Source organism: Microbacterium trichothecenolyticum (assembly GCF_041938625.1).
Taxonomy (GTDB): Bacteria; Actinomycetota; Actinomycetes; order Actinomycetales; family Microbacteriaceae; genus Microbacterium; species Microbacterium trichothecenolyticum_D.
In genome coordinates, this window is record NZ_CP169427.1 from 1 (window position 1) to 26,991 (window position 26,991).

26 protein-coding genes and 3 tRNA genes are annotated in these 26,991 nt (G+C 68.5%); 16 read left to right on the forward strand and 13 right to left on the reverse strand.

Translation table 11 applies throughout. The features are described 5' to 3' along the window. The 7 genes from dnaA (at position 1) to ACEYYH_RS00035 (ending at position 10,170) form a co-directional block, all read left to right on the forward strand. Entirely contained in the window at positions 1–1,452 is a 1,452-nt protein-coding gene (dnaA, locus tag ACEYYH_RS00005; RefSeq protein WP_374976282.1) for a chromosomal replication initiator protein DnaA, read from the forward strand. Positions 1,453–1,934: 482 nt separating this feature from the next. Beyond that, positions 1,935–3,089, forward strand: coding sequence for a DNA polymerase III subunit beta (gene dnaN / locus ACEYYH_RS00010; RefSeq protein WP_374976283.1), 1,155 nt, complete (start codon positions 1,935–1,937; stop codon positions 3,087–3,089). Positions 3,090–3,139: 50 nt separating this feature from the next. Then, complete coding sequence (gene recF / locus ACEYYH_RS00015) at positions 3,140–4,354, forward strand: DNA replication/repair protein RecF (protein WP_374976284.1); 1,215 nt, start codon at positions 3,140–3,142, stop codon at positions 4,352–4,354. Beyond that, the gene (locus tag ACEYYH_RS00020; RefSeq protein WP_374976285.1) at positions 4,347–4,907 is read left to right on the forward strand and encodes a DUF721 domain-containing protein; all 561 of its coding nucleotides are present in this window, start codon (positions 4,347–4,349) and stop codon (positions 4,905–4,907) included. Before recF ends, ACEYYH_RS00020 begins: the two co-directional genes overlap by 8 nt. Before the next feature lie 121 nt (positions 4,908–5,028). After that, positions 5,029–7,071 (forward strand): DNA topoisomerase (ATP-hydrolyzing) subunit B, encoded by a 2,043-nt coding sequence (gyrB, locus tag ACEYYH_RS00025; protein ID WP_374976286.1) that lies wholly within the window; start codon positions 5,029–5,031, stop codon positions 7,069–7,071. Positions 7,072–7,123: 52 nt separating this feature from the next. Beyond that, entirely contained in the window at positions 7,124–9,769 is a 2,646-nt protein-coding gene (gyrA, locus tag ACEYYH_RS00030) for a DNA gyrase subunit A (protein WP_374976287.1), read from the forward strand. Next, on the forward strand, positions 9,766–10,170 hold the full coding sequence (locus ACEYYH_RS00035; protein ID WP_116195107.1) for a DUF3566 domain-containing protein: 405 nt from the start codon (positions 9,766–9,768) through the stop codon (positions 10,168–10,170). Before gyrA ends, ACEYYH_RS00035 begins: the two co-directional genes overlap by 4 nt. A gap of 63 nt (positions 10,171–10,233) precedes the next feature. Here the strand turns inward: ACEYYH_RS00035 and ACEYYH_RS00040 are convergent, their stop codons facing one another. Then, positions 10,234–10,959: a VIT family protein gene (locus ACEYYH_RS00040; RefSeq protein ID WP_374976288.1), complete on the reverse strand. Its 726-nt coding sequence runs from the start codon at positions 10,957–10,959 to the stop codon at positions 10,234–10,236. Positions 10,960–11,033: 74 nt separating this feature from the next. On the opposite strand from ACEYYH_RS00040, the gene ACEYYH_RS00045 reads away from it, so the two are divergent. The 3 genes from ACEYYH_RS00045 to ACEYYH_RS00055 all read left to right on the forward strand — a co-directional run bounded on the left by ACEYYH_RS00045 (position 11,034) and on the right by ACEYYH_RS00055 (position 11,696). Continuing rightward, positions 11,034–11,107 (forward strand) — tRNA-Ile (locus tag ACEYYH_RS00045). Positions 11,108–11,118: 11 nt separating this feature from the next. Then, positions 11,119–11,191: transfer RNA gene (locus ACEYYH_RS00050), tRNA-Ala, on the forward strand. A 73-nt stretch (positions 11,192–11,264) separates the two neighbouring features. Next, entirely contained in the window at positions 11,265–11,696 is a 432-nt protein-coding gene (locus tag ACEYYH_RS00055) for an NUDIX hydrolase (RefSeq protein WP_374976289.1), read from the forward strand. Between the two features lie 9 nt (positions 11,697–11,705). On the opposite strand, the gene ACEYYH_RS00060 is transcribed toward ACEYYH_RS00055, so the two are convergent. Next, positions 11,706–12,203, reverse strand: a complete 498-nt coding sequence (locus ACEYYH_RS00060) for an aminoacyl-tRNA deacylase (protein WP_374976290.1) — start codon at positions 12,201–12,203, stop codon at positions 11,706–11,708. Further along, positions 12,196–12,711 carry a DNA helicase gene (locus ACEYYH_RS00065; RefSeq protein ID WP_116195103.1) on the reverse strand — a complete coding sequence of 172 codons (516 nt, stop codon included), beginning with the start codon at positions 12,709–12,711 and terminating at the stop codon, positions 12,196–12,198. Before ACEYYH_RS00065 ends, ACEYYH_RS00060 begins: the two co-directional genes overlap by 8 nt. Positions 12,712–12,807: 96 nt before the next feature. Here ACEYYH_RS00065 and ACEYYH_RS00070 point away from each other — a divergent pair, with 96 nt between their 5' ends. Both ACEYYH_RS00070 and ACEYYH_RS00075 read left to right on the forward strand, forming a co-directional pair. After that, a complete protein-coding gene (locus tag ACEYYH_RS00070) occupies positions 12,808–13,380 on the forward strand; it encodes a peptidylprolyl isomerase (protein WP_374976291.1) in 573 nt (190 codons plus the stop codon). An 88-nt stretch (positions 13,381–13,468) separates the two neighbouring features. Next, positions 13,469–14,362: a rhomboid family intramembrane serine protease gene (locus tag ACEYYH_RS00075; RefSeq protein WP_374976292.1), complete on the forward strand. Its 894-nt coding sequence runs from the start codon at positions 13,469–13,471 to the stop codon at positions 14,360–14,362. A 165-nt stretch (positions 14,363–14,527) separates the two neighbouring features. Here ACEYYH_RS00075 and ACEYYH_RS00080 read toward each other — a convergent pair whose 3' ends face one another. Further along, a complete protein-coding gene (locus ACEYYH_RS00080; protein ID WP_045301992.1) occupies positions 14,528–14,767 on the reverse strand; it encodes a cell division protein CrgA in 240 nt (79 codons plus the stop codon). Positions 14,768–14,822: 55 nt separating this feature from the next. Between ACEYYH_RS00080 and ACEYYH_RS00085 the strand changes: the two genes are divergently transcribed. From ACEYYH_RS00085 to ACEYYH_RS00095, 3 genes are read left to right on the forward strand one after another with little or no spacing between them, the layout of a single operon-like run. Continuing rightward, complete coding sequence (locus ACEYYH_RS00085; protein ID WP_374976293.1) at positions 14,823–15,614, forward strand: class E sortase; 792 nt, start codon at positions 14,823–14,825, stop codon at positions 15,612–15,614. After that, positions 15,614–15,802, forward strand: coding sequence for a hypothetical protein (locus tag ACEYYH_RS00090; protein WP_374976294.1), 189 nt, complete (start codon positions 15,614–15,616; stop codon positions 15,800–15,802). The genes ACEYYH_RS00085 and ACEYYH_RS00090 overlap by 1 nt, the downstream gene beginning before the upstream one ends. Continuing rightward, complete coding sequence (locus ACEYYH_RS00095; RefSeq protein ID WP_374976295.1) at positions 15,799–16,440, forward strand: anthranilate synthase component II; 642 nt, start codon at positions 15,799–15,801, stop codon at positions 16,438–16,440. Before ACEYYH_RS00090 ends, ACEYYH_RS00095 begins: the two co-directional genes overlap by 4 nt. A gap of 24 nt (positions 16,441–16,464) precedes the next feature. On the opposite strand, the gene pknB is transcribed toward ACEYYH_RS00095, so the two are convergent. The 7 genes from pknB to ACEYYH_RS00130 form a co-directional block, all read right to left on the reverse strand. After that, complete coding sequence (pknB, locus tag ACEYYH_RS00100; RefSeq protein ID WP_374976296.1) at positions 16,465–18,159, reverse strand: Stk1 family PASTA domain-containing Ser/Thr kinase; 1,695 nt, start codon at positions 18,157–18,159, stop codon at positions 16,465–16,467. Positions 18,160–18,253: 94 nt separating this feature from the next. After that, entirely contained in the window at positions 18,254–19,963 is a 1,710-nt protein-coding gene (locus ACEYYH_RS00105; protein ID WP_374976297.1) for a serine/threonine-protein kinase, read from the reverse strand. Continuing rightward, the gene (locus tag ACEYYH_RS00110) at positions 19,960–21,420 is read right to left on the reverse strand and encodes a peptidoglycan D,D-transpeptidase FtsI family protein (protein WP_374976298.1); all 1,461 of its coding nucleotides are present in this window, start codon (positions 21,418–21,420) and stop codon (positions 19,960–19,962) included. Before ACEYYH_RS00110 ends, ACEYYH_RS00105 begins: the two co-directional genes overlap by 4 nt. Before the next feature lie 143 nt (positions 21,421–21,563). Next, positions 21,564–22,958, reverse strand: a complete 1,395-nt coding sequence (locus tag ACEYYH_RS00115; protein ID WP_374976299.1) for an FtsW/RodA/SpoVE family cell cycle protein — start codon at positions 22,956–22,958, stop codon at positions 21,564–21,566. Continuing rightward, a complete protein-coding gene (locus ACEYYH_RS00120; protein ID WP_374976300.1) occupies positions 22,955–24,193 on the reverse strand; it encodes a PP2C family protein-serine/threonine phosphatase in 1,239 nt (412 codons plus the stop codon). The genes ACEYYH_RS00115 and ACEYYH_RS00120 overlap by 4 nt, the downstream gene beginning before the upstream one ends. 18 nt (positions 24,194–24,211) lie before the next feature. After that, positions 24,212–24,757, reverse strand: a complete 546-nt coding sequence (locus tag ACEYYH_RS00125) for an FHA domain-containing protein (RefSeq protein WP_374976301.1) — start codon at positions 24,755–24,757, stop codon at positions 24,212–24,214. Continuing rightward, positions 24,754–25,497 carry an FhaA domain-containing protein gene (locus ACEYYH_RS00130; RefSeq protein WP_374976302.1) on the reverse strand — a complete coding sequence of 248 codons (744 nt, stop codon included), beginning with the start codon at positions 25,495–25,497 and terminating at the stop codon, positions 24,754–24,756. The genes ACEYYH_RS00125 and ACEYYH_RS00130 overlap by 4 nt, the downstream gene beginning before the upstream one ends. Before the next feature lie 157 nt (positions 25,498–25,654). Here ACEYYH_RS00130 and ACEYYH_RS00135 point away from each other — a divergent pair. Next, positions 25,655–25,738: transfer RNA gene (locus ACEYYH_RS00135), tRNA-Leu, on the forward strand. A gap of 62 nt (positions 25,739–25,800) precedes the next feature. Here ACEYYH_RS00135 and ACEYYH_RS00140 read toward each other — a convergent pair. Beyond that, a complete protein-coding gene (locus ACEYYH_RS00140; RefSeq protein WP_374976303.1) occupies positions 25,801–26,292 on the reverse strand; it encodes a GNAT family N-acetyltransferase in 492 nt (163 codons plus the stop codon). 45 nt (positions 26,293–26,337) lie between these two features. Next, positions 26,338–26,970, reverse strand: coding sequence for a GntR family transcriptional regulator (locus ACEYYH_RS00145; RefSeq protein ID WP_374976304.1), 633 nt, complete (start codon positions 26,968–26,970; stop codon positions 26,338–26,340). Between the last annotated feature and the right edge of the window lie 21 nt (positions 26,971–26,991).

The window sequence follows — 26,991 nt, forward strand, 5'->3', positions numbered from 1 at the left end:
ATGACACCGCACGAAGTTCCAGATGTACCGGTCTGGACGGCCGTTCTGGACGAGCTCGTGCGAGACGATCGCATCACCCCGCAGCTGCACGGCTTCATCAGTCTGGCGGTTCCGCAAGGGGTGATGGGTGGAACGCTCTACCTCGACGTTCCCAACGATCTGACCGCGGCCCAGTTCACCAAGCGCATGCGTGCGCCGATCCTGGAGGCGCTCACCCGCGTCGCCCAGGACGTCCAGGATCCCGCGTCGAACTTCCGCGTAGTCGTGAACCCGGATCTCGCGGACGTGCACCTCACGGCGCCCATCCCCGTCCAGTCGGTCGCCGCGCCCGTCGCGCCGGCGATCGGACTGCAGACCGCTTCGCCCGTCGGACGCCCGCCCCTCGACGAGCCGGGGGACGCAGCATCCGTCTCGCGCAGCGATACGCGACTGAACCCGAAGTACACGTTCGACAACTTCGTCATCGGGCAGTCCAACCGCTTCGCGCATGCCGCGGCGGTCGCGGTCGCCGAGGCGCCGGCGAAGGCGTACAACCCGCTCTTCATCTACGGCGACTCGGGTCTCGGCAAGACGCACCTTCTCCACGCGATCGGCGACTACGCGCTGAGCCTCTATGCCGGCATCCGCGTGCGCTACGTGTCGAGCGAGGAATTCACCAACGACTTCATCAACTCGATCGCCAACAACCGCGGCTCGGCGTTCCAGGCTCGGTACCGGGACGTCGACATCCTGCTGATCGACGACATCCAGTTCCTGCAGGGTCGCGCCGAGACGCAGGAAGCCTTCTTCCACACGTTCAATCAGCTGCACGACCACGACAAGCAGGTCGTGATCACGAGCGACGTGCCGCCGAAGCACCTCACCGGCTTCGAGGACCGCATGCGCAGCCGGTTCGAGTGGGGCCTCATCACCGATGTGCAGGCGCCCGACCTCGAGACGCGTATCGCGATCCTGCGCAAGAAGGCGCAGTCCGAGCGGCTCCACATCCCCGACGAGGTCATGGAGTACATCGCGACCGTCGTCTCGAGCAACATCCGCGAGCTCGAGGGCGCGCTCATCCGCGTCTCCGCGTTCGCGAGCCTCAACCGTTCGACGCTCGACATGTCGCTCGCCCAGACGGTGCTGCGCGACATCGTCGATCAGGACGACGCCAACGTCATCTCGCCGACCGACATCATCACGGCGACCGCGGCCTACTTCAAGCTCACCGTCGACGACCTCTACGGCTCGAGCCGGTCCCAGCAGGTCGCACAGGCGCGTCAGATCGCGATGTATCTCTGTCGCGAGCGCACGAGCCTGTCTCTGCCCAAGATCGGGCAGCTCTTCGGCAATCGCGACCACACCACCGTGATGTACGCGTACAAGAAGATCAGCGAGCTCATGAAAGAGCGTCGGTCCATCTACAACCAGGTGACCGAGATCACCGCCCAGCTCGGCCGAAACGGTCGCTGAGCCGTCCTCTGCACCCATCGAGGAGCCCCTGCGTGACGACGCACGGGCTCCTCGTTGCATATGCCCCAAGAAGTTCTTGACACGCGCGCAGAGCAGGGCCATCATTTCGGTTCTTCACAGTGTGGAAAACCTGTGGATAACTCTCCCAAGCTGCGGAAACCGCTGTGAACGAGCGGGGGAGACCTGTGGATGGATTGCGGAGACGGCAGATCTTGTCATTCGTCTTTCCGACTGCTCTCCGGAGCGCCTCCACAACTCACATGCGTGTGGTTTCCGTCTCCCGACTGGCAACGCGACAGTTGTCCACAGTTTCCACAGCCGTTAACACCATGACAAGAAATCTTTGTGATGAAACCCGTCCGATCACCTTTGCGGTGGACAAGCCCCGAGACCAGACGCGGACTGGCAATCTCCGAGGCTGGCACTAGCATGAGAACCCCGAGCCCGCAGTCGAAGGGTTCGCTGCAGCAAAGGGAGCGTTCGTGAAGTTCCACGTCAATCGCGATGTGTTCAGCGAAGCCGTATCGTTCGTCGTCAAACTCCTCCCGCAGCGCAACCCCCAGCCGATCCTCGCGGGCGTGCTGATCGAGGCATCCGCTGACGGCCTTTCGCTCGCCGCGTTCGACTACGAGGCGTCCGCGCGCACCACGATCGAGGCGACCGTCGACGAGCCGGGCACGATCCTCGTCCACGGCCGGCTCCTCTCCGACATCGCGAGCCGTCTGCCCAATGCGCCGATCCAGATCGAGGTCGACGAGGACGGCGGCATCCTGCTCACGTGCGGGTCGGCCCGATTCACTCTGGCGTCCATGCCGGTGCAGGAGTACCCCGCGATCCCCGAGGTCGCAGGTGACTCCGGACTCGTCCCTTCCGAGGACTTCGCCACCGCGATCGCACAGGTCGCGTTCGCCGCATCGCGCGACGACGTCACCCCCGTCCTCACGGGCGTGCAGCTCGAGGTGTCGGGAACGAGCCTCAGCCTCGTGGCCACCGACCGCTACCGCGTCGCGCTGCGTGAGATCCCGTGGGATGGCGGCAGTGCCGCGAGCGACGAGTCGACCACCGCGCTCGTGCCCGCGCGCACCCTCACCGAGGTCGGCAAGACCTTCGCCCACGGCGGCGACATCTCGATCGCGTTCTCGGGTGCGGGCGATCGCGAGATCATCGCCTTCACCGCCGGCAACAAGACCGTGACGTCGCTGCTCATCAAGGGCAACTTCCCACCGGTGCGCCGGCTGTTCCCCGAGCAGACCGAGCACCACGCGGTCGTCAACACCGCCGAGCTCGCCGAGGCGGTGCGCCGCGTGTCGCTCGTCCTCGACCGTTCGGCGCCGCTGCGGTTCACCTTCACCGCCGACAGTGTGTCGATGGATGCCTCGGGCACCGAGCAGGCGCGCGCCACCGAGTCCGTGGACGCGACGCTGCTGGGCGGCGATGAAGTGACCCTGGGTCTCAACCCCCAGTACCTGCTCGAGTCCCTCGGTGCGGTCAAGAGCGAGTTCGTGCGCATCACGTTCACCTCGAGCGAGAACGCGAACAAGCTCAGCCCGGTGCTCATCACGCCGCAGACGTCGGTCGACCGCGCGGGTTCGGAGTCGTTCCGCTACCTGCTGCAGCCCAACCTGCTCCTGCGTTGACGCCGCGGAGCGGCGGGCAGAACGTCGGGGCCGATCATTAGGCTTGTCCGGTGATCGTCGAGCACCTGAGTCTGGTCGACTTCCGCAACTATGCGGCTGCCGACGTCGAGCTCGGGCCCGGTCCGAACGTGTTCGTCGGCCGCAACGGCCAGGGCAAGACCAATCTTGCCGAAGCGATCGGATTCTTCGCGACGCTCGGCTCCCACCGGGTATCGAACGACGCGCCGATGGTGCGGGACGGAGCGGATGCCGCGATCATCCGCGCGCGACTGGCCCACGGCGAGCGTCGGGTTCAGCTCGAGGTGCAGGTGAACCGGCAGGGATCCAACAAGGCTCGCGTGAACGGTGCTCCCGTGAAGCCGGCGGAACTGCCTCGCTACGCGCAGGTCGTGCTCTTCGCACCGGAAGACCTGCAGATCGTGCGCGGCGACCCCTCCGCACGGCGGCGATTCGCCGATCAGCTCCTCGTGCAGCGCGCTCCGCGCATGGCCGGTGTGATCGCGGACTACGATCGTGTGCTCAAGCAGCGCACCGCGCTGCTGAAGTCGGCGAAGGCCCGCGGCATCCGCGGCGACGCCCTCTCGACTCTCGACGTGTGGGACGACAAGCTCGTCTCGCTCGGCACGCAGCTCATCGCCGCGCGCCTCGCTCTCGCCACCGACCTCGCGACTCCGCTCGCGGCCGCGTACACCGCGATCGCGGGGGCCGATCACAACCCTGAGATCGAGTGGGCGCTCTCGGTCGCGGGAGCCGACACCGGCGAAGACGGCGATAGCGGATCCGCATCACCAGGGCCATCGACGTCGACCGCAGGCGAAGGACGGACGGATGCCTCGGCCACACGCATCGCGGACCTCTTCCGTCAGGCGCTCGCGGCGAAGCGCACGTCCGAGCTGGACCGCGGGCTCACGCTGGTCGGACCCCATCGTGACGACCTGCTGCTGCGGATCCGGGGTCTTCCGGTCAAGGGCTACGCGTCCCACGGCGAGTCGTGGTCGGTCGCGCTCTCGCTGCGGCTCGCCTCGGCCGAACTCCTCCGGGCGGACTCGCGCCTCGGCGACCCGGTGCTCATCCTCGACGACGTCTTCGCCGAGCTCGACACCGATCGCCGCGCCCGCCTGGCGCGCCTCGCCGCCGACTACGAGCAGGTCGTGGTGACCGCCGCGGTCGAGGGGGACGTCCCCGCAGAGCTCCGCGCGCGGATGGTGCGGGTCGAGGCCGGCCGGATTCTGGGCCCCGTCGACGCGGAGGCCGCCGATGCCTGACCCGTCGACAGGTTCCGGGACCGAGCAGCCGCGGGACGCAGCATCCGTTCCCCCGAAGCCTGCGCCGCTCGATCGCACGGCCGTCCCGGAGACGATCTCGACCTACCTGCGTCTGCGCGGGCTCGAACCGTCCGCCCGGTCGTACCGCAAGCGGCGCCGGCGCACCGCGGATGACGAGAACATCCCGTTCGCGCCGGGGCGCGACCCGCGCGGGGTCGGCGATGTGCTCGCCGACCTCACCCGCGAGGCCGGCTGGGACCCGCAGCTCGCGCGTGAAGACGTGGTGCGCGCCTGGGATCAGGTGGCCGGCGAAGACACCGCGAAGCACACCCGGCCGGTCGCCTTCTCGGACGGGACACTCACCATCCAGGCCGACTCGACGGCGTGGGCGAAGCAGCTCCAACTGATGCGCGCGCAGATCCTCTCGGAGATCGTGCGCCGGTACCCCGAGGCGGGGGTCGACGCGGTCCGCTTCATCGGGCCGGACGTCCCCTCCTGGAAATGGGGTCCCAGAACGATTCCAGGGCGGGGTCCGCGCGATACCTACGGATAAGCCACGTCGGGAGGCATCTCGGCGGCTTTTATCCCCTTACAGGGGCGTAGAGCGCTGTGATCGGGTCGTTACCCGATAGACTGTGATGGCCCGTGTCGAAGGATTTGGAGCCCTCGCGAAGATGACGTCTGACAACCCCGATAACGTTTCCGAGGAACCCGAAAAGCCCGCTCCGGCTCCCAACGGAACTCCCAGCGACTACGGGGCAGACGCCATCCAGGTGCTCGAGGGCCTCGAGGCCGTCCGCAAGCGCCCCGGCATGTACATCGGCTCGACCGGTGAGCGCGGCCTCCACCACCTCGTCTACGAGATCGTCGACAACTCCGTGGACGAGGCGCTCGCCGGCTTCTGCGACACCATCAGCGTCACGATCCTCCCCGACGGTGGCCTGCGCGTGGTCGACAACGGCCGCGGCATCCCGGTCGACATCCACCGCACCGAGGGCAAGTCGACCGTCGAGGTCGTGCTCACCGTGCTGCACGCGGGCGGCAAGTTCGGCGGCGGCGGGTACGCGGTGTCGGGCGGCCTCCACGGCGTCGGCTCGTCGGTCGTGAACGCACTGTCGACGCGCCTCGAGGTCGAGGTGAAGCGTCAGGGGCACGTCTGGCGGCAGTCCTACCGCGATGGAGGGCAGCCGCAGGCGCCCCTCGCGAAGGGCGAGCCGACCGACGAGACCGGCACGACGATTCAGTTCTGGCCCGACGACACCATTTTCGAGTCGGTGAACTTCGACTACGACACGCTGCGCACGCGCTTCCAGCAGACGGCGTTCCTCAACAAGGGACTGCGCATCACGCTGTCCGACGAGCGCCCCGAGTCGACGTACGTGACGGATGCCGAAGGCGGAGGCTCCGAGGAGCGCCAGCCGTTCGACGACTTCTACTACGAGCGCGGTCTCGTCGACTACGTCGAGTACCTGAACAAGGTGCGTCACGCCGACGTCGTCAACGAGGAGATCATCGAGATCGAGGCGGAGGACACGGTCCGCCACATCTCGCTCGAACTCGCGATGCAGTGGACCTCGAGCTACACCGAGAACGTCTTCACGTTCGCGAACACGATCAACACCCACGAGGGCGGCACCCACGAGGAGGGCTTCCGGGCGGCGCTGACCACGCGCATCAACACCTACGCGCGCGACAAGAACCTCCTCAAGGAGAAGGATGACAACCTCACCGGCGACGACATCCGCGAGGGTCTCACCGCCGTGATCTCGGTCAAGCTCTCCGAGCCGCAGTTCGAGGGGCAGACCAAGACCAAGCTCGGCAACACCGAGGCGAAGGCGTTCGTGCAGAAGGTCGTCGGCGACCAGCTCGCCGACTGGCTCGACCGCAACCCGGTGCAGGCCAAGCGCGTCATCACGAAGGCGATCGATGCCGCGACCGCGCGGATGGCGGCCCGCAAGGCGCGGGAGACCGCGCGTCGCAAGAGCGTCTTCGAGTCGGCAGCGATGCCAGACAAGCTGAAGGACTGCACCAGCAAGGACCCGTCGATCAGCGAGATCTTCCTCGTCGAGGGCGACTCGGCCGGCGGCTCGGCGGTGCAGGGCCGCGACCCGCACACCCAGGCGATCCTGGCGCTGCGCGGCAAGATCCTCAACGTCGAGCGCGCGCGTCTCGACAAGGCGCTGGGCAACCGCGAGGTGCAGGCGATGATCCAGGCCTTCGGCACGGGCATCGGCGAGGACTTCGACATCGACAAGGCGCGCTATCACAAGATCGTGCTGATGGCCGATGCCGACGTCGACGGCCAGCACATCACGACGCTCCTGCTCACCATGCTGTTCCGCTACATGCGCGGGCTGATCGAGGCCGGCTTCGTCTACCTGGCGATGCCGCCGCTGTATCGCCTCAAGTGGACCAACTCGGCGCACGAGTACGTCTACTCCGACAAGGAGCGCGACGCGCTGCTCGCCGACGGTCTCGCGAACGGCAAGCGGATCCCCAAGGAGGGCATCCAGCGGTACAAGGGTCTCGGCGAGATGAACGCCAAGGAGCTGTGGGAGACCACGATGGACCACTCCACGCGGACGCTCCGCCAGGTGACCATCGACGACGCGGCCGCAGCGGATGAGATCTTCTCGGTGCTGATGGGCGAGGACGTCGAGTCGCGCCGCACGTTCATCCAGCGCAACGCCAAGGACGTCCGCTTCCTCGACATCTGACCCACAGGCTGGCTCAGAGACCGCGGTTCACAAAGAAGACGAGATAGAAGACATGGCAGAAGACGAGCGTCCCGACGTGAACGCCGAGCATGACCACGGCCGCATCGACCAGGTGGACCTGCAGCTCGAGATGCAGCGCAGCTACCTGGACTACGCGATGGCCGTCATCATCGGCCGCGCGCTCCCCGACGTGCGCGACGGCCTGAAGCCGGTGCACCGCCGCGTGATCTACGGCATGTACGACGGCGGCTTCCGTCCCGACAAGTCGTTCTCGAAGTGCGCGCGCGTCGTCGGCGAGGTCATGGGTCAGTACCACCCGCACGGTGACACCGCGATCTACGACGCCCTCGTCCGTCTCGTGCAGCCGTGGTCGCTGCGCTACCCGCTCGCGCAGGGTCAGGGCAACTTCGGCTCACCCGGCAACATGGGCGCCGCCGCCCCGCGGTACACCGAGACCAAGATGGCTCAGCTCGCGCTCGAGATGGTGCGCGACATCGAAGAAGAGACCGTCGACTTCCACGACAACTACGACGGCCAGACCCAGGAGCCGTCGGTGCTGCCGGCGCGCTTCCCGAACCTGCTCGTCAACGGTTCGGTGGGCATCGCGGTCGGCATGGCGACCAACATCCCGCCGCACAACCTCCGCGAGGTCGCCGCCGGCGCGCTCTGGGCGCTCGAGCACCCGGAGGCGACGCGCGAAGAGCTGCTCGAGGCGCTCATGGAGCGCATCCCCGGTCCGGACTTCCCGACCGGCGCGCAGATCCTCGGCACCAAGGGCATCCGCGAGGCGTACCGCACGGGTCGCGGCTCGATCACGATGCGCGCCGTCGTGTCGATCGAAGAGATCCAGGGCCGCACCTGCCTCGTGATCACCGAGCTGCCGTACCAGGTCAACCCCGACAACCTCGCGGTGAAGATCGGCGACCTCGCCCGCGACGGCAAGATCACCGGGATCGCCGACATCCGCGACGAGACCTCGGACCGCACCGGTCAGCGCCTCGTGGTGGTGCTGAAGCGGGATGCCGTCGCCAAGGTCGTGCTGAACAACCTGTACAAGCACACCCAGCTGCAGGAGAACTTCGGCGCCAACATGCTGGCGATCGTCGACAACGTGCCTCGCACCCTGTCGCTCGACGGCTTCGTCACGCTGTGGCTCGACCACCAGATCGACGTCATCGTCCGTCGCACCGGCTACCGCCTGCGCAAGGCCGAAGAGCGCATGCACATCCTGCGCGGCTACCTGAAGGCGCTCGACGCGCTCGACGAGGTCATCGCACTCATCCGCCGCTCGCCCAACGCGCAGGAGGCGAACGAGGGTCTGCAGAAGCTCCTCGATGTCGACGAGGCGCAGGCCGACGCGATCCTCCAGCTGCAGCTGCGCCGCCTCGCGGCCCTCGAACGGCAGAAGATCATCGACGAGGCCGCGGAGCTCGAGCTCCAGATCGCCGACTACAAGGAGATCCTGGCGACGCCGCAGCGCCAGCGCGACATCATCCGCGAGGAGCTCACGGCGGTCGTCGACAAGTTCGGCGACGAGCGCCGCACGCACATCCTCCACGGGTTCGACGGCGACATGTCGATGGAAGACCTGATCCCCGAAGAGGAGATGGTCATCTCGGTCACGCGCGCCGGCTACATCAAGCGCACGCGCAGCGACAACTACCGCCAGCAGCACCGCGGCGGCAAGGGCGTCAAGGGCGCGCAGCTGCGCGCCGACGACGTGGTCGAGCACTTCTTCGTCACCACGACGCACCACTGGCTGCTTTTCTTCACGAACAAGGGCCGCGTATACCGCTCGAAGGCGTACGAGGTGCCCGAGGCCGGGCGCGACGCCAAGGGACAGCACGTCGCGAACCTGCTCGCACTGCAGCCCGATGAAGAGATCGCCCAGATCCTCGACATCCGCGACTACTCCGTCGCGACGTACCTCGTGCTCGCGACCCGCAGCGGCCTCGTCAAGAAGACGCGCCTCACCGAGTACGACACCAACCGCCAGGGCGGCATCATCGCCATCAAGCTGCGCGGGCAGGTGCCCGAGGAGGGTGACGAGGCCGAAGCCGGACCCGACGACGAGGTCGTCAGCGCGCTGCTGGTCGACGAGGGCGACGATATCCTCCTCATCAGCCGGCACGGCATGTCGCTGCGCTTCTCGGCGACCGATTCGGCGCTGCGCCCGATGGGCCGCTCGACGTCCGGCGTGAAGGGAATGGACTTCCGCGCCGGCGACAGCCTGCTGTCGGCATCGGTCGCGACCGACGACGGCTATGTCTTCGTCGTGACCGAGGGCGGGTACGCGAAGCGCACCGCGGTCGACCAGTACCGCATGCAGAACCGCGGCGGACTGGGCATCAAGGTGGCCAAGCTGAGCGAGGATCGCGGCGATCTCGCGGGCGGTCTCATCGTCTCCGACGACGACGAGGTCTTGGTGGTTCTTGCCAGCGGCAAGGTGGTACGCTCTGCCGTGGCCGAGGTCCCCGCCAAGGGTAGAGACACGATGGGAGTCGTGTTCGCCCGCTCCAGCGACGACGATCGCATCATCGCGATCGCGCGCAACGGCGAACGAGGCCTCGCAGAAGAATCCGAGGATGCATCCGCCGACGGCGCCGACGCAGCACCGTCGTCCGAGACCCCCGATCAGACCGACAGCCCCGGATCGGATGCCTCGCCCCCGACCCCCGAAGAGAGCACTGACGCATGAGCACGGTAGCCGACAAGCTCGCGAAGAAATCGAGTCACAAGACCAGCGCCAAGCAGGTTCGCCTGCGCCTGGTGTACGTGGACTTCTGGTCCGCAGTGAAGCTGTCCTTCCTCGCCGCGATCGCCATCGCGGTCGTGACAGTGGTGGCATTCGTCATGGTCTTCCTGGTGGTGCAGACCACCGGCCTGATCTCGAAGGCCGACGAGTTCTTCTCGAGCTTCTCCGACGGCAGCATCCTGCTGTCGCAGTTCGTGAGCTTCCCCCAGGTGCTGGCCTTCTCGGCCGTCGTCGCCATCCTGAACCTGGTGGTCGTCACGGTGCTCGGCGCCGTGATCGCGGGCATCTACAACCTCGCGGTCAAGGTGACCGGCGGCCTTCTGGTCGGCTTCACCTCGAACTGACCGACAACGCCGAGCGCCGGTATCCGTGAATCATTCCGGATGCCGGCGCTCGGCGTTTGCGGGCTAGACCACCGTGGTGCCGAGCAAGGTGCCGATGAGCCAGGTGGCGACGAGGGCGAGCGCGCCGCCGAGCACGAGGCGGGTGGCCGCACGTACCTTCGGGGCACCGCCGAGGTGGGCGGAGATCGAGCCGGTCGCGGCCAGTGCGACGAGGACCGCGACGAAGGTCACGGGCACGCGCCACTCGGGCGGCGGGAGCAGGATCGCGAGGAACGGCAGCAGGGCGCCGAGCGTGAACGCGATCGCGGATGAGGTCGCGGCGTGCCACGGGTTCACGAGGTCGTGCTGGTCGATGTGGAGTTCCACCTCGAGGTGCGCCGACAGCGCATCGTGCGCCGTGAGCTCCTGCGCGACCTGACGCGCCGTCGCGTCGGTCAGACCGCGGTCACGGTAGAGCTGTGTCAGCTCCTCGAGCTCCGCGTCGGGCATGTCGCGCAGCTCGCCGCTCTCCTTCGCGATGAGCGCGCGCTCGGAGTCGCGCTGACTGCTCACCGACACGTACTCGCCGAGGGCCATCGAGATGGCGCCGCCGACGAGACCCGCGATCCCAGCGGTGAACAGTGCGCCGGTGTTCGTCGTGGCCCCCGCGACGCCGACGACGAGCGCCGCGACCGAGACGATGCCGTCATTCGCCCCCAGAACGCCCGCTCGCAGCCAGTTCAGTCGCTGTCCGAGGCCGACGCCATGAGGCTCGTCGGGATGAGAGGTCCGTGCCACGAGCCCAGTCAACCAGCCCGATTCGTGAAAACGGGAATCCTCAGGTAAAGTCTTGGAGGTTGCGGAGCGCAAGCGAAGCAGCAGACGGGGCTATAGCTCAGGCGGTTAGAGCGCTTCACTGATAATGAAGAGGTCCCAGGTTCAAGTCCTGGTAGCCCCACCGTAAGCCCCGGGGCCTTAGCTCAGTTGGTAGAGCGCCTGCTTTGCAAGCAGGATGTCAGGAGTTCGAATCTCCTAGGCTCCACAGACACGAAGCCGGTTCCGAGAGGGACCGGCTTCTGCGTTCTCCCCCGAGCCCCGCGCAGTTAGGGTGAAGCATGGACCTGCGCGTCGCGGCGTATGCGGTGATCATGGACGATCACGACCGGCTGCTGCTCGCGCACTGGAACGAGGGTCGTCGCGCCGCGTGGACGCTGCCCGGAGGCGGCCTCGAGCCCGGTGAGGACCCCGAGAGCGCCGCTCGCCGCGAGGTCAGGGAAGAGACCGGGTACCGCGTCGAGATCGACGGGCTCCTCGGCATCCACTCCCGTGTGATCCCGCCGGGGCGCCGGCTCAAGCCCGGTGCGGACCTTCCCCTCCACACGCTGCGCATCGTCTACCGCGCCCGCATCACGGGCGGCAAGCTGCGCAACGAGACCGATGGCTCGACGGACCGCGCCGAGTGGTACCCGCTCGCCGACGTGCGTGCGCTGCAGCGGGTCAAGCTCGTCGACATCGCCCTCGACATGGCAGGGATCGAACTCCCCTGACGAGTGCCGTCAGTCGACGGGCTGCGAGATGTCGGCGACCGTCGCGCCGTAGGCCGCGATGAGCGCGTCGGCGTCGACGAACATGCTGTACCCGGGGGCGCCAGCTCCCATCGCGATGCGCTGACCCACGATCTCGGCGTCGGCGTAGATCGGCCAGTCGTGGGTGCTGCCGAGGGGCACGATCGTTCCCCGCTCGTATCCGGTCGCCGCGAGGGCCCGGGCGGGGTCCGGCAGCTGCAGCTTGTTGACGCCCACGACGGCGCGCAGCTTGGGCCACGAGATCGCGCGGTCTCCCGGGATCAGGGCGAAGAGGTAGGTGTCGTCGCTGCGCTTGACGACGAGAGTCTTCACGATGCCCGACGGCGGGATGCCGAGGATCGCGGCAGCCTCCGGCAGGCTGTTCGCCGCCGGACGCTCCCGGATCTCGACCTCGAGGCCGTGCTCGGCAGCCGCCGCGCGCACGCGGTCGACGCCGGTCAGCGCCTCACCCGTGGTGGGCTCAGGCATCCGGTGCGCGCAGCGGGTCGTCCGCGACCCAGAGCTCGTCGTCCGCGCGGAGCGTCTGCCACGCGGCATACAGCACGCCGACCGCGGCGGCGACGCCGAGGATGATCGCGATGACGCCGCCGGCGCCGATGCCCTTCTTCGCCGGAACCGGCGCGGCCTTCGCCCACGAGGACGGAAGGCTGAGCCCGCGTCCGGAGGCGAGGTGCGAACGCTGCTCGTTCGCAGCGTCCCACACGGACAGCGCGGAGCCGACCACGGCGCCTGCCGCGGGAATGACCGTGCTGTTCACGACCTTCTTGCCCTTGTCGACGTAAGGGGCGGCGTACTTGTCGTAGCTCGCCTGCACCTGCGGCTTGACCTGCTCACGCCCGTAGTGCCCGAGCTGGCGGCTCGCCTCACGGGCGACGGTCGCGGCCTCTCCGACCAGGACCTGCTGGGCCTCCCACAGGTTTCCGGCCTGCTTCTGAAGCTTCTGGAGTTCCTTCTTGCGCTTGCGGCTGAGGCTCACGGTTGCCCTCCCTGTCGTGGGGATGTCGGTCTCTTCATCTTGCCAGACGACCGCTGAGACGGGAGGGGTTGCAGGGAACTCTGAGACAATGTAGGAATGCCGCTTCACACTGCTGTCGCAACGATCCACACCAACTACGGCGACATCGTCGTCAACCTGTTCGGCGACCAGGCTCCTCGCACCGTGCAGAACTTCATCGGCCTCTCGGACGGTTCTCAGGCCTGGACGCACCCGGCGACCGGCAAGCCGGGCGACGGACCGCTCTACAAAGACGTCATCTTCCACCGCATCATCTCGGGCTTCATGATCCAGGGCGGCGACCCGCTCGGTCAGGGCGTGGGCGGCCCGGGCTACAACTTCAACGACGAGATCAACGGCGAGCTCACCTTCACCGCTCCCTACAAGCTCGCCATGGCGAACGCGGGCCTGCGCCGCAACGCGATCACCGGTCAGCCCGAGGGCACCAACGGCTCGCAGTTCTTCATCACGGTCCCCGGCCAGGGCGGCCGCGGTCCGGAGTGGCTGCAGGGCAAGCACACCATCTTCGGCGAGGTCGCCGACGACGCCTCGAAGGCCGTCGTCGACACGATCAGCGAGGTGCCGACGGCTGCCGGCGACCGCCCGATCGAGCCCGTCGTCATCCAGTCGATCGACATCGCCGCGGTCTGAGCGCTCCGCGCCATCCGGCCCGGAGCGGCGACGGCCGCTCCGGGCCATCCGCATCCCTGAGCACAGGCGAGACAGAGACGGAGCCCGCGTGAGCACGCAGGACTTCCAGCGCAACCGAGAGAACTTCTGCTACCGGCATCCCGACCGGCAGAGCTTCGTGCTCTGCCAGCGGTGCCTGCGCACGATCTGCCCGGAGTGCCAGACGCAGGGCGCCGTCGGGGTCATCTGCCCCGAGTGCCTCCGTGACCAGCAGAAGGCGCAGTCGCCCGCGCAGAAGAAGGCCGAGCGGCGGTGGTCGCGTCCCCGTGCGATGTCGGCGTCGTCAGGTCAGCCGGTGGTGACGTACACGATCATCGCGATCACCGTCTTCGTCTATCTGCTCACGCTCATCCCGGGCGGCTTCGGTGACACCGTTCAGGACGCGCTCGCCTACTGGGCGCCGCTGCTCTACCCCGAGTTCCGGGGCACCTTCGAGCCCTGGCGTCTGCTCACCGTCTCCCTCGTGCATTCGGGCATCTGGCATGTGGGACTCAACATGCTCGCTCTGTGGATGATCGGACGCAGCCTCGAGCCCCTTCTCGGCCGCTGGCGATTCCTCACGCTGTACCTGCTGAGCGCCCTCGGCGGCTCGGTCGCGGTCACTCTGCTGTCGTTCACGACACCCGTGGTCGGGGCGTCCGGGGCGATCTTCGGCCTCTTCGGTGCGCTCCTCGTGATCGGCCGGCACATCGGCGCGAACATCGCCGGCATCGCTCTCGTGCTCGGAATCAACCTCGTGATCGGGTTCATTCCCGGATTCAACGTGTCGTGGCAGGCGCACGTCGGCGGACTCGTCGTCGGTCTGCTCGTCGCCTTCATCTACACCCGCACGCGCTCGGTGCGCCAGCGCGGTCTGCAGATCGGCCTGCTGGTCGCCGTCGGAGCGGGGCTGGTGGCGCTGCTGTTCGTTCCGGTGTTCTTCCCGGCCCTCGTCATCCTCTGAACAGAGTTATCCACAGGCTCATCCACACCCTGGGGAGAATCACACGGGTGTAATTCACAGGTGTTAACAGACTTGTTAACAACTCCGGATCGGCCGAGATCCGCAGCATCCGGGCATGGAAAAACCCCGGTCGTCGTAGACCGGGGTTTCTCTTTCGAAGTGTCGCTATCGCCAGCGCGTCGTCATCAGGAAGCCGATGAAGGCGATGCCGAAGCCGATGACGAGGTTCCAGGCCCCGATGTCGGGGATCGGGAACGCCATGCCGCTCAGGTAGAAGACGAGGATCCACACCAGACCGATGAGCATCAGTCCGATCATGATCGGCTTGAACCACACCGGGTTGGGTGCGGCTTCGCCTTCTGCGCGCTCGACGAGCGAGTCGTCGTCTTTGCCGGGTCGTGCCATGCACAAGAGTCTAACTGCCAGCCACGCCACAGCCCGCCCTGATTAGAATCCACCTGTGGATGACGCGCTGCCCGGCTCCAGGCGTGCTGCCCGGGCTCGACCCCCGCGGCGGCGCACGTCGGTCGTCGGCGTCATCGGCGAGGTCCTCATCACCGCCGGCGTCATCGTGCTCCTCTACGTCGTGTGGCAGCTCTGGGTCGGCGACCTCATCTACGGTGCCGAGCGCAACGCCGAGGGCACCGAGCTGTCGCAGGAGTGGCAGGCGCAGTACGAAGAGCAGAACCCCGCCCCCGCTCCGACGACGGATCCCGAGGCCGGTCCGCAGGTCGAGCCCGTCACGGTCGCGCCGCCGGTGATCCCGGAGCCTGCAGACGCCGAGACCTTCGCCATCATGCGGATCCCCCGGTTCGGCGCCGATTACGCCGTGCCGATGGCCGGCGGCGTGACGCGGGCCCGCACCCTCGACCCGATCGGCATCGGCCACTACCCCGGCACGATGATGCCGGGCGAGGCGGGCAACTTCGCCCTCGCCGCACATCGCACGACGTGGGGCAAGCCCTTCAACCGCATCGCCGACCTGCGCGTCGGCGACGCGATCGTGGTCGAGACGCAGGAGGGCTGGTACACGTACCGCTTCCGCACGCTCGAGTACGTCACACCGAACGAGGTCGAGGTGCTCCTTCCGGTCCCCCAGGCGATGGACGTCCCCGCCGGAACCGCATACATCACGCTCACGAGCTGCAGCCCGATGTACGCGATGACCGAGCGCATCGTGGCGTACGGCGTGTTCGAGTCGTTCACACCCCGCTCCGCCGGCGAACCGGTCTCCCTCCAGGCGGTGGCCTGATGTACGCGGGTCTGTGGCGGATCCTCCCCGGCCCCGTGTGGGTGCGGGTGCTGATCCTGCTCGTGCTGATCGCCGCGGTGCTGTACGGACTCCTCTTCTACGTCTTCCCGTGGGTGAGCCAGTTCGTGAACCCGCAGGAGGTCACGGTGACGCTCCCCGCGGCGCCGTCCGGGGTGCCGCTGTCGTGACCGGCCCTTCGTCGTCGGCGCCGATCCTCGTCGTCGACAACCACGACAGTTTCGTGCACACCCTGATCGGGTACCTGCACGAGCTGGGCGCCGATACCGACCTCGTCGAGGCGGACGCCCTCGCCGACCCCGCGCGCGACATCGCAGGCCGGCCCGGCGTCCTCGTCTCCCCCGGACCGGGGACCCCCGCCGACGCCGGCGCGTCGATCGAGGTGGTCCGTGCGGCGGCGGCGGACAGCATCCCTCTCCTGGGTGTCTGTCTCGGCCATCAGGCGATCGGCGAGGCGTTCGGTGCCACGGTCGATCACGCGCCCGAGCTCATGCACGGCATGACGTCGCTCGTGCACCACGACTCCTCGCTCCTGTACGCCGGACTCCCCGACCCGTTCACCGCGACGCGCTACCACTCGCTCGCGATCGTCCCCGCCACGCTCCCCGACGACCTCGTCGTCACGAGCCGTACGGCGAGCGGCGTCATCATGGGCGTCGCGCACCGCACCGCACCGATCCTCGGCGTGCAGTTCCACCCCGAAAGCGTGCTCACCGAGGGCGGCTACCGCCTGCTGGGCAACTGGCTCGCCTCGATCGGATACACGGATGCTGCGTCCCGCGGCGCTGCGCTGAGCCCGCGGCGCTGAGTCCCCAGGTGACGAGCCGCCGGCTCAGGCGCCCGTGCAGTACGTCAGCGTGATCTCGGAGTGCACCGCGACGTCGCCGGGCGTGAGGGACTGCGACGACACGGTGGGCGGGTTCGAGCCCGCGCAGTTCGGGTCCTCCGCGGGGATCACGGTGAGGCCGAGGCCTTCCAACTCCCGCGTCGCGGCGTCGACGGTATAGCCGCGCACGTCGTTGATGGCGACGCGGCCGGAAGCGACCACGAGGTTCACCATCGTGCCGGTGGGCACGCTCGCCCCATCCACGGGGTCGCTCGAGATGACCGTTCCCGCGGCGAGGTCCTTGTCGTTCTGCTGCGTGATCGTGCCCAGCTGCAGGCCCGCCCCGGCGATGGCGGAGGTCGCGGCATCCTGTCCGAGTCCGGTGAGTGTCGGCACCGTCGACATCTGCTGCCCTGTCGACACGTAGACCTTCACCTCCTGATCGGGCGTGACGGACGTCCCCGCCTCGGGATCGGTGCGGATGACGTTGCCCTCCGCGACCTCGGTGCTCTCCTCGTCCACGCGGATCGCGCGGAGGTCGGACTCGGCGAGCGTGTCGTTCGCCCGCTCGTACGTCATGCCCGATACGTCCGGCACCTCGCGCGCGTTGCCCGGAAGCTCGTCGCGTGGCTGGATCGTGAGCACCCAGAACAGCAGCGAGATGAGGAGCACCGCGAGAAGGGCCACGCCCGCCCAGATCCACGCGACCGGCGGTCCCGCCTGCGTGCGCTTCATGGTGGTGTCGGTGCTCAGCTGACGCAGTGAGCGTGCCGTCTCGGCGGCCTGCCGCGGGTTCGGACCGTAGAGCTCGCTCGTGAGGGCGCCGACCTGCCGCTTGGAGGGCTGCCGGCCGTCGACCGTCGCGTCGAGGGCCTCGCGGAAGCCTGCCGCGTCCTGGTAGCGCTGGAACGGGTCCTTGGCGAGGGCGCGCAGGGCGACCGTGTCGAGTGCCCGCGGGACGGTGTCGTTCACCTCGGACGGCGGCACCGGCGCCTCGCTGACGTGCTGGTACGCGACAGCGACGGGCGACTCCCCGCGGAACGGCTGGCGTCCGGTGAGGAGCTCGTAGAGCACGACGCCCGTCGAGTAGACGTCGGCGCGTGCGTCGACGGGCTCGCCCTTGGCCTGCTCGGGCGAGAAGTAGGCGGCGGTGCCCAGGATCTGCGTGGTCTCGGCGACCGTCGACGAAGAGTCCGAGACGGCGCGGGCGATGCCGAAGTCCATCACCTTCACCTGACCGGCATCGGTCACCATGACGTTGCCGGGCTTGATGTCGCGATGCACGACGCCCGCGCGGTGCGAGTACTCGAGCGCCTCGAGGATGCCGTCGACGTAGCGGACGGCGTCCGTCACGGGAACCGGGCCCGCGGCGATGATCTCCTTGAGCAGCCGGCCCTTGACGAGCTCCATCACGATGAACGGGACCGGGCGCACCGTGCCGTCCGGCGCGGTCAGCGAGTCCTCGCCGGCGTCGTAGACCCGCACGATCGTCGGGTGCGCCATGCGCGAGGCCGCCTGCGCCTCCAGGCGGAACCGGGTGCGGAACGCGTTGTCGTCGGCGAGTTCGCGGTCGAGGATCTTGATCGCGACCTCGCGGCCGAGCGTGAGGTCGTACCCGCGGTAGACGCTCGCCATGCCGCCCCGGCCGATCGGCTCATCGATGCGATAGCGCCCCGAAAGCACGCGCGGCTCAGCTGTCACGGTCACTCCCTGCCTGGAACATCAGCCACACTAGCCGAGCCCGAGTGGGTCGCACGTGTCGCGCGACCCGCTCGGAGGACTCACTCAGCCAAGCTCACGGCGTGGGCGTCGGGGTCGGAGCCGCGGCCTCGATCAGAACCGTCGCCTCGCCGGACGCACCCGAGGTGCGGTTGCCCGCCGTGCCGCCGCTGCAGGTGACGGTATACGTGACGATCACCGTCTGACCGGCCGTGTCGCCCGCTGTCACGGTCGCGTTGCGCGCGTTCTGCGGGAAGTTCGGGCCGTTCGCGATCGTGCCGTTCTGGACCGTGAAGGTGTATGAGCTCACCGAACCGGTGCCGGACGGGCAGGTGTACCCGTCCCACATCACCGTCAGGTCTCCGCCGGGCTCGACCGTCGCCGGCGATCCCTGGAAGGTCGGGGTGGCGGGAGTGGGCATCGGGGTCTGACTCGCGTACGTCGTCAGCTCGATGATCGTGCCCTTCGGCACGTTGCCGTTGGGGTTCACGCTGTAGATCTTGCCCACGCTGCCCTCGTCCGGGGCCGCATTGCCCTCGACGCAGCTCGCACCGAGACCGAGCGCGTCGAGCGCGGCCGAGGCGGTGGCGCAGTCCTGCCCGATGTAGTCGTCCGAGACGACGTTCGCCGTGGTGGGCGTCGGCGTGGGGGTATTGGTCGGGGTCGCAGACGGCGAGGCCGAGGTCTTCGTCGGGTCGGGCTCGGGCTCGTTGCCCGAGTTGGCGACGACGGCCCAGATCGTGCCGATCAGCACGAGCAGCAGCAGGGCGATGAGCGCGATCAGCGGCCACGTCCACGGACTGCGCTTCTTCTTCTCCGGCGTCTCTTCGGTGCCCTCTTCGCCCGGCGCCGGCATGAGGCGGGTCGCCGCGGACGTGTCGGAGCCGGAGGTGAGCAGCTGGGTCGCCGCGTCTCCCGCGGCGGCCGCTCCCGCGATGGCCGGGACGGCCGCGGCGGCGGCCGCGAGATCGCCGCGACGCAGCGCGGTCGCGGCGCGCGCGACGGCGGCGGCCGACGCCGGGCGCTCCTCGGGCTTCTTGGCGATCATCGCCATGACGAGGTTCTGCACCGGCTCGGCGACCGTCGCGGGCAGCGCGGGCGGCTGCTCGTTGATCTGCGCCATCGCGATCGCGACCTGCGACTCGCCCGTGAAGGGACGCTTGCCGACGAGGCACTCGTACGCGACGATGCCGAGCGAGTAGATGTCGGTGGCCGGGGATGCCGGGTGCCCCGACGCCTGTTCGGGCGACAGGTACTGCACGGTGCCCATGACCTGGCCGGTCGCGGTCAGCGGCACCTGGTCGGCGATGCGCGCGATGCCGAAGTCGGTGATCTTCACGCGGCCGTCGGGCGTGATGAGGAGGTTCCCGGGCTTGATGTCGCGGTGCACGAGGCCGGCCGCGTGCGCGGCCTGGAGTGCCGCGGACGTCTGAGCCACGATGTCGAGCGTCTTGTCGGTCGAGAGGGACCCGTCGCGTTCGAGGATCGTCGAGAGCGCCTCGCCGGGCACGAGCTCCATCACGAGGAAGGCGCTGCCGTTCTCCTCGCCGTAGTCGAACACGCTGGCGATGCCCTCGTGGTTGACGAGCGCCGCGTGGCGGGCCTCGGCCCGGAAGCGTTCCAGGAAGCCCGGATCGCCCATGTACTCGTCTTTGAGGATCTTGATGGCGACCGTTCGTCCGATGACGTGGTCTGTCGCCTCCCAGACCTCGCCCATGCCGCCGATCGCTATGCGCGAATCGAGTTCGTATCGGCCGCCGAAGGTCACGCCCTGCGTCGGTCTCATCGTCCCAGCACCGCCTCCATGACCTTCTTTGCGATAGGAGCGGCGATGGTGTTGCCGCTGCCCGATTGTCCTTGCCTGCCGCCGTCTTCGACGACCACGGCGACGGCGACCTCGGGGTTGTCGGCAGGTGCGAACCCGGTGAACCAGAGCGTGTACGGCTCATCGCCCGTGTTCTCCGCGGTTCCCGTCTTTCCGGCCACGTCGACCCCGTCTATTCTTGCACCCGACGCGGCGCCGTCACTGACATTGGCGACCATCATCTGGACCAGCTCATCTGCCAGCCCCCTGTCGAGGGCACGTCCGAATTCACTGTCGTCGAAGGTCTTCTGCACAGACAGATCAGGGCCGATCACGCGATCCACCATCCTCGGGTTCATCACGACCCCTTCGTTCGCAATCCCCGCCGACACCATCGCCATCTGCAGCGGCGTCGCCGTCACCTGACCCTGGCCGAAGCCGCTCAGCGCGGTCTGCGCGTCGTCCTGGATCGTGCGGGGATACCCGGACGCCGTCGACAGGAGCGGCAGCTCGAATGACTGGTTGAAGCCGTACTTCTCGGCCTCTTCGCGGATCGCGGTGTCGCCGAGCTCGACGGCGAGCTCCGCGAACGGGATGTTGCAGCTCAGGCGGAGGGCATCGGCGAGCGAGACGGTCTCGCCGGGCCCGCACGTCCCGCCGCTGGCGTTGTGCACGACGCTCGAGGACTGCGGCAGCTGGTAGGTCGCCGGGTTCGGCAGCTGGGAGTCGGGCGTGTAGTCCCCCGACGCGAGCGCGGCCGACGCGGTCACGAGCTTGAAGGTCGAACCCGGCGGATTGAGGTCACCGGCGATCGCGCGGTTCGACAGCGGCTTGCCGGGATCCGCGACGAGCGCGTCGTACGCGGCGTTGACCTCGCTCGTGGCATGTGAGGCCAGCACGTTGGTGTCGTAGCTGGGACTCGTCACCATGGCGAGAACGCGTCCGGTCGACGGCTCGATCGCGATGACGCCGCCCTGCAGGTCGCCGAGAGCCTCGTACGCCGCGCGCTGCACGTCGGCGTCCAGCGAGAGCACGACATTCGAGCCGCGCGGGGGCTGCCCGGTGAAGATGCGCTCGATGCGCGACAGGAACTGCGCGCCCGCCGTGCCGCTGAGCTCCTGGTTCATCGCCTGCTCGATGCCGGTCGCCGAGTTGAGTGCGGGGTTGATGTAGCCGGTGACGGGTGCCCACATGTCGGCATCGGTGTACACACGCTGCCAGCTGTAGAGGTCGCCGGACGGCACCGACGATGCGATGGCCGAGCCGCTCGCGATGATCGATCCGCGCTGCACCTCGTACGAGTCGTAGAGCGATCGGCGATTCTCGGGGTTCGCGGCGAGCTCGTCGGTCTGGATCACCTGGATCCAGCTCGTCGATGCGAAGAGCGCCAGGAACATGAACAGCATCAGGATGCTGAGCCTTCTCAACTCTTTGGTCACGATCGCCCCCTTCGGGCGATACGCGCTCGCAGGCTCCCGCTCTTCAACGCGTGCTCTTTGGTCACAATGCACCTCCCCGCGGGGGAAGGCGCCGACCACTTTCCCGGTCGTTGAGCGAGCGAAGCGAGTCGAAACGCGCCATGTCAGCCGATCACCACCCGCGGCCGGCTGCGGACGGCGTCGGAGATGCGCAGCAGCAGGGCCACGATGATCCAGTTCGCCACGAGGGATGAACCCCCGGCCGCGAGGAACGGCGTGGTGAGGCCCGTGAGCGGGATGAGGCGGGTGACGCCGCCGACCATGATGAACACCTGCAGGGCGATCGTGAACGACAGGCCCGTCGCGAGGAGCTTGCCGAAGTCGTCCTGGCCGGCGAGGCCGATGCGGATGCCACGGCTCGTGAACACCATGTACAGGCACAGGATCGCGAAGACGCCGATGAGCCCGAGCTCCTCGCCGAGAGCCGGGAGGATGTAGTCGCTCTCGGCGACGGGCGTGAGGTACGGCCGCCCCTGCCCGAGCCCGGTGCCCAGGAGGCCGCCGTTCGCCATGCCGAAGATGCCGTTGACGAGCTGGTAGCTGGAGTTGTCCATCAGCTCGGGGTTGAACGCGTCGAGCCAGTTGTTGAAACGCGCGCCGACGTACGGCAGGATCCGCGACGCGAGGAACGCGCCCGACACGGCGAGCACGACGCCGATGAGCACCCAGCTGGTCTTGCCCGTGGCGACGTAGAGCATCGCGACGAACATGCCGAAGATGAGCACGCCGGTGCCGAGGTCGCGCTGCAGCACGATGATGCCGAGCGACACCAGCCAGATCACCAGCAGCGGTCCGAGCTCGCGGGCGCGGGGCCACGTCATGCCCAGGAACCGCGTGCCCGTCGAGGTCAGGCTCTCTCGCGTGCGCACGAGGTAGCCGGCGAAGAACACCGCGAGCGCGATCTTGGCGAGCTCACCGGGCTGGAAGCTGAAGATGCCGAGATCGACCCACACGTCCGCGTTGCCGCCGCCGCTGAGGCCAGGGATCACCGGCAGGATCAGCAGCACGATGCCGACGAACCCGAAGATGTAGGTGTACCTGAACAGCACGCGGTAGTTCTTGAGGAACATCACGACGAGGATCGCCGCGACCAGGGCGATCGCCGCCCATGCGAGCTGCCTGGTCGAGAAGGCGTCCCACCCGTGGCGCTCCCAGTACAGGTCGAGCCGGTAGATCATCGCGAGACCGAGTCCGGTGAGGAGCGTCGCGATCGGGACGACGAACGGGTCGGCCGCTCGGGCGCGCAGGCGCAGCAGGATGTGCAGCGCGATCACCAGTGCGGTGAGGCCGCCGCAGTAGACGAGGAAGGTCCAGTCGATGAAGTCCTGCGCGCCGAGCTGCACGAGCGCGATCGCCGAGCCGTTGATCGCGAACGCGAAGACCAGCAGGGCCAGCTCGCGGTTGCGCTGGGTCTGCGGCACGCGGATGCGGCGCAGGGCCCGCACCACCGCGGTGTCGGTCGAGACCGCGTCGGTGCGCGTGCTCGTGGATGCGTTCATCCGCCGCCTCCCGCCAGGTCGCTGATTCCCGACACGATCTGCCGCGCGTGCGACAGCGAGTTCGCCGAGATGGTCTGCTCCACCGTCGCACGGGCGAAGTTCGACAGCGAATCGAGCGGGATGCCGGTGTCTTCGTACGGGGTCGACAGCGAGATCGGCCCGATGCCCTGCTGTACGCCCTGGTAGATGACGACGGTGTCCTCGTCGGCGCCGACGTAGTACCGCGTCTGCGTCCACTGGTAGCCGAGCCAAGCGGCACCCGCGATGATCACGAGCACCAGCGCGAGGCCCGTGATCCACCCGATGCGGCGCCGGCGCGCGCGGCGGCGGTCCTCTTCGATGAGCTCCTCGAGGAACTCCGGCGCCGGCTCGAAGTGCGTCGGCTCGTTCGCGGCCTGGCGGTTCGGGTGCAGCCAGCTCGAGCGCCGCGGTGCGGCCGCGGGCACTTCGATGCCCACCGGGTTCGACGCGGAGCCCACGATGGTGGGGGTGCCCGAGAAGAGCGGATGCTGCCCGCCGACGTCGACGATGACGATCGTGACGTTGTCGGGGGCGCCGCCGTCGAGCGCCTGCTTGAGCAGGTTGTCGGCGGTGCGGCCGGGGGCGAGCCCGAGTCCCATGGCCTTGGAGGTGTGCGGGTCGTCGACCACGCCCGACAGGCCGTCCGAGCACAGCAGCCAGCGGTCGCCGGGCTGTGTCGGCATGATGAACGTGTCGAGCTCGGGGTCGGTGTCCATGTCGCCGAGCACGCGCATGAGCACCGAACGACGCGGGTGGTAGCGCGCCTCCTCGGGTGTGATGCGGCCCGAGTCGACGAGGCGCTGCACGAACGTGTGGTCGGTGGTGATCTGTGTCAGGGCGCCGTCGCGGAACAGGTAGATGCGCGAGTCGCCGATGTGGGCGATGACGGCGTAGTCGTCCACCATGATCAGCGCGCTGACCGTGGTGCCCATGCCGGCCAGCTCCGGCCGGACGCCGACCGTGTCGATCAGGTCGACGGCGGCGTCCGAGATCGCGTCGCGCAGCGCCCGCTCGGCCTCGGCGGTCGAGTCGAACGGCCGGTCGAGCCCCTCCAGGCGCGAGATCGCGAGGCTCGACGCGACGTCGCCGCCGGCGTGGCCGCCCATGCCGTCGGCGACGACGAACAGGTTCGAGCCGGCGTACCCGGAGTCCTGGTTGTTGGAGCGCACCTTGCCGGTGTGCGAGATCGCGGCGCTCGAGCCCTGGAAGACCATATGCGAGGGGTCCGCCCGCTACTTCCGCAGCTCGAACGTCGTCGCGCCGACCTTGATCGGGGCGCCGAGGTTCACGGGGACCGGGGCTGTCACGCGGGCACCGTCGTGCCACGTGCCGTTCGTCGAGTCGAGATCCTGGATCATCCACTGGTCGCCCCACAGCACCAGACGCGCGTGGTGGCTCGACGTGTAGTCGTCGCGGACGACGAGTCCCGACTCGCTCGAGCGGCCGATGGTGAGCGGCTCGTTCCCCAGCGGGAGCTCGAGTCCGGTCTTCGGTCCGCTCGTGATCACGATGCGCGACGCGGTGGCGGTCGTTGCAGGTCCGCTGGGCTTCGCCGCCGGTGCGGAGGCCGCCGAAACGACGGGCGCGGTGACGGACGACGCGGCGCCGGGGGCGGATGCCGCGGGCGCGGCCGCGGCCGCGGCGGCCGCAGCATCCGGCATCCGCCTCACCTTCACGCCGAAGAGGTCGGCGCGCAGCGAGTACACGACGGCGAAGACGAACGCCCACAGCAGCACCAGGAACCCGATGCGCAGCAGCAGCAGGGTGAGCTCGCTCATGCCAGCGGGCCCCTCTCCTGCGGGTCGAACGCCCGGGTGGCATCGTCGACGGATGCTGCGGGCCGTTGCGCGCTCGCCTGCGCGACGACGCGGAACACGATGTCGGTGCGGCCGATGCGCACGGTGGCGTCGGGCGGGAGCGCCGACTCGGTCACCTTGCGGCCGTCGAGCATGGTGCCGTTGGTCGAGCCGAGGTCGCGCACCATGGCCCGCTCGCCGTCCCACAGGATCTCGACGTGCTTGCGGCTGGTGCCCGAGTCCGCGACCGTGATGTCGGCGTCGCTGCCGCGGCCGATGACCGTGCGCGACTTCGTCAGCGGGATGCGGCGCCCTTCGACGTCGACGACGCCGCGCCACGAGACGCGGCCGCCCTGCGCGGTCGACGACTCGACGCGGAGGGTGCCGGTGGAGAGCTCCTCGTCGCGGCGGATCGCGATCGTCACGGGGCCCGCGAACGAGTACCCCTGGGCCTTGGCGTGGGCATGGACGAGCGTGTCGAGCTCGTGCCGCAGCGCGTCGCCGAGCGACGAGATGCGGTCGTCGTCGGCGGGTGACAGGCGCACCGTGAACGTGTTCGGCGCCAGGATGCGGTCGCGGCTGACGACGGCCGCCTTCTTGTCGAGTTCGCTGCGCAGGGCGGAGGCGATCTCGACAGGCTGGATGCCGCTGCGGAAGGTCTTGGCGAACGCGCTGTTGACTGCGCGCTCCAGACCTTTCTCGAAGCTGTCAAGTAGTCCCACGGAGCTCCTCTTGAGGGGGGTGCCGGTTGCTACATGCTAATTGCACACGCTGTACCCGTCATGGATCGCGCCTCCGACCAGGTGAGTTCGGAAGGGGCCGCGACGCATGATATCCTCGGGAAGTTGAGTTTCGCGGGATCTCCGGATGCCGCGGCTCGCGCGAGTGGCGGAATAGGCAGACGCGCTGGCTTCAGGTGCCAGTGCCCGAAAGGGCGTGGGGGTTCAACTCCCCCCTCGCGCACAGCGCAGAAGAGGACTCCCGAGAGGGGGTCCTCTTCTCTTGTACGCCCACCGCTCCTTCGCTCACGCGCCGTCGAGCGCGGGCGGGAGCGTGAAGACGATCTCCTCGATCTCGCGGCCGATGCCGGGGGCGAAGTCGACGTTTCGCGACACCTCCGTGAAGCCGACCTTGGTGAGCACGGCGATCGAGGCGGCGTTGTGGGCGGCGGCGCGGGCGAAGAGCGGGCGGACGGGCTCGCGCGAGATCAGATGGCGCAGCGCCGCGGTCGCGACGCCCCGGCCCCACGCGTGGCGGGCGATCCAGTAGGTGACCTCGCGGTCGCCGTCGACGGTGAAGGATGCCGCGGTCCCGGCGAAGCCGCCGTTCTCGGTGACCACGAATGAGAGGACGCCGGGCGTGGCGAACTGCCGCGCGATCCACGCGTCGAACGCGGCACGGTCGTCGGGATCCTCGGCGGTGAACGCGGCCATCGCGATCGCCTCACGGTCGCGCATCATCTCGAAGATGGCGTCGAGGTCGTCTTCGTCGACAGGTCGCAGCTCGATGTGGTGCACGGTTTCACGGTAGCCGCGGCATCCGTCACCGAGAAGAGCGGGAGATCAGTTCAGGCCGTGGATGCTGCGCAGCAGCGATTCCGCACGGTCGGCGTCGCGGGCGACGAAGGCGGCGCGGAACTCCTCGTAGGCGGCCGTGCGACCGATCGGGCATTCGATGAATGGCTGCCAGCCCACCATGTCGCGGCGGATGGCGAACTCGTACTCGCGGACGAACTGCCGGAGCGCGAAGTTGCCGCTCGCCCGGATGACGACGGAGAAGAAGGAGTGGCTGGCCACGGCGAGGGCCGCGGCGTCGTTTGCGCGGGACGCCGCGATCACGTCGTCCAGCCGCTCCAGGGCGAGCTCGAGTGCGTCGGCGTCGGCGCGTGCCGAGGCCATGCGCACGGCGAGCCCCATGTTGAAGGCGACGAGCTCCATGGTGTCGTTCTGCTGGTTGGGGTGCGACACCCGCGTGTAGCGGTGCGGCGACACCTCGACCAGGCCGGCGCGCTCCAGTCGCTGCAGCGCCTCGCGCACCGGAGTGCGCGAGACCCCGAGCCATTCCGCCAGTTCCTGGTCGCGCAGCCGCTCGCCAGGGGCCAGGCGGCCGTCGAGGATCGCCTCGCCCAGGCGCGCGTACACCTCGTCTCCGAGGACGGCGCGGCTCGGCTCGAGCGGGACGAAGGGGGCGGTCATGAGTGGCACCAGTGTACGCCG

Excerpts from the sequence above, each read along its gene's own strand:
- ACEYYH_RS00035 (WP_116195107.1), top strand. The coding sequence starts at position 9,766 with ATGAGCACGGTAGCCGACAAGCTCGCGAAGAAATCGAGTCACAAGACC.
- dnaA (WP_374976282.1), top strand. The coding sequence starts at position 1 with ATGACACCGCACGAAGTTCCAGATGTACCGGTCTGGACGGCCGTTCTG.
- ACEYYH_RS00020 (WP_374976285.1), top strand. The coding sequence starts at position 4,347 with ATGCCTGACCCGTCGACAGGTTCCGGGACCGAGCAGCCGCGGGACGCA.
- ACEYYH_RS00070 (WP_374976291.1), top strand. The coding sequence starts at position 12,808 with ATGCCGCTTCACACTGCTGTCGCAACGATCCACACCAACTACGGCGAC.
- gyrA (WP_374976287.1), top strand. The coding sequence starts at position 7,124 with ATGGCAGAAGACGAGCGTCCCGACGTGAACGCCGAGCATGACCACGGC.
- gyrB (WP_374976286.1), top strand. The coding sequence starts at position 5,029 with ATGACGTCTGACAACCCCGATAACGTTTCCGAGGAACCCGAAAAGCCC.
- ACEYYH_RS00115 (WP_374976299.1), bottom strand. The coding sequence starts at position 22,958 with ATGAACGCATCCACGAGCACGCGCACCGACGCGGTCTCGACCGACACC.
- ACEYYH_RS00090 (WP_374976294.1), top strand. The coding sequence starts at position 15,614 with ATGTACGCGGGTCTGTGGCGGATCCTCCCCGGCCCCGTGTGGGTGCGG.
- ACEYYH_RS00080 (WP_045301992.1), bottom strand. The coding sequence starts at position 14,767 with ATGGCACGACCCGGCAAAGACGACGACTCGCTCGTCGAGCGCGCAGAA.
- ACEYYH_RS00055 (WP_374976289.1), top strand. The coding sequence starts at position 11,265 with ATGGACCTGCGCGTCGCGGCGTATGCGGTGATCATGGACGATCACGAC.
- ACEYYH_RS00120 (WP_374976300.1), bottom strand. The coding sequence starts at position 24,193 with ATGGTCTTCCAGGGCTCGAGCGCCGCGATCTCGCACACCGGCAAGGTG.
- ACEYYH_RS00105 (WP_374976297.1), bottom strand. The coding sequence starts at position 19,963 with ATGAGACCGACGCAGGGCGTGACCTTCGGCGGCCGATACGAACTCGAT.
- ACEYYH_RS00060 (WP_374976290.1), bottom strand. The coding sequence starts at position 12,203 with ATGCCTGAGCCCACCACGGGTGAGGCGCTGACCGGCGTCGACCGCGTG.
- ACEYYH_RS00145 (WP_374976304.1), bottom strand. The coding sequence starts at position 26,970 with ATGACCGCCCCCTTCGTCCCGCTCGAGCCGAGCCGCGCCGTCCTCGGA.
- ACEYYH_RS00125 (WP_374976301.1), bottom strand. The coding sequence starts at position 24,757 with ATGAGCGAGCTCACCCTGCTGCTGCTGCGCATCGGGTTCCTGGTGCTG.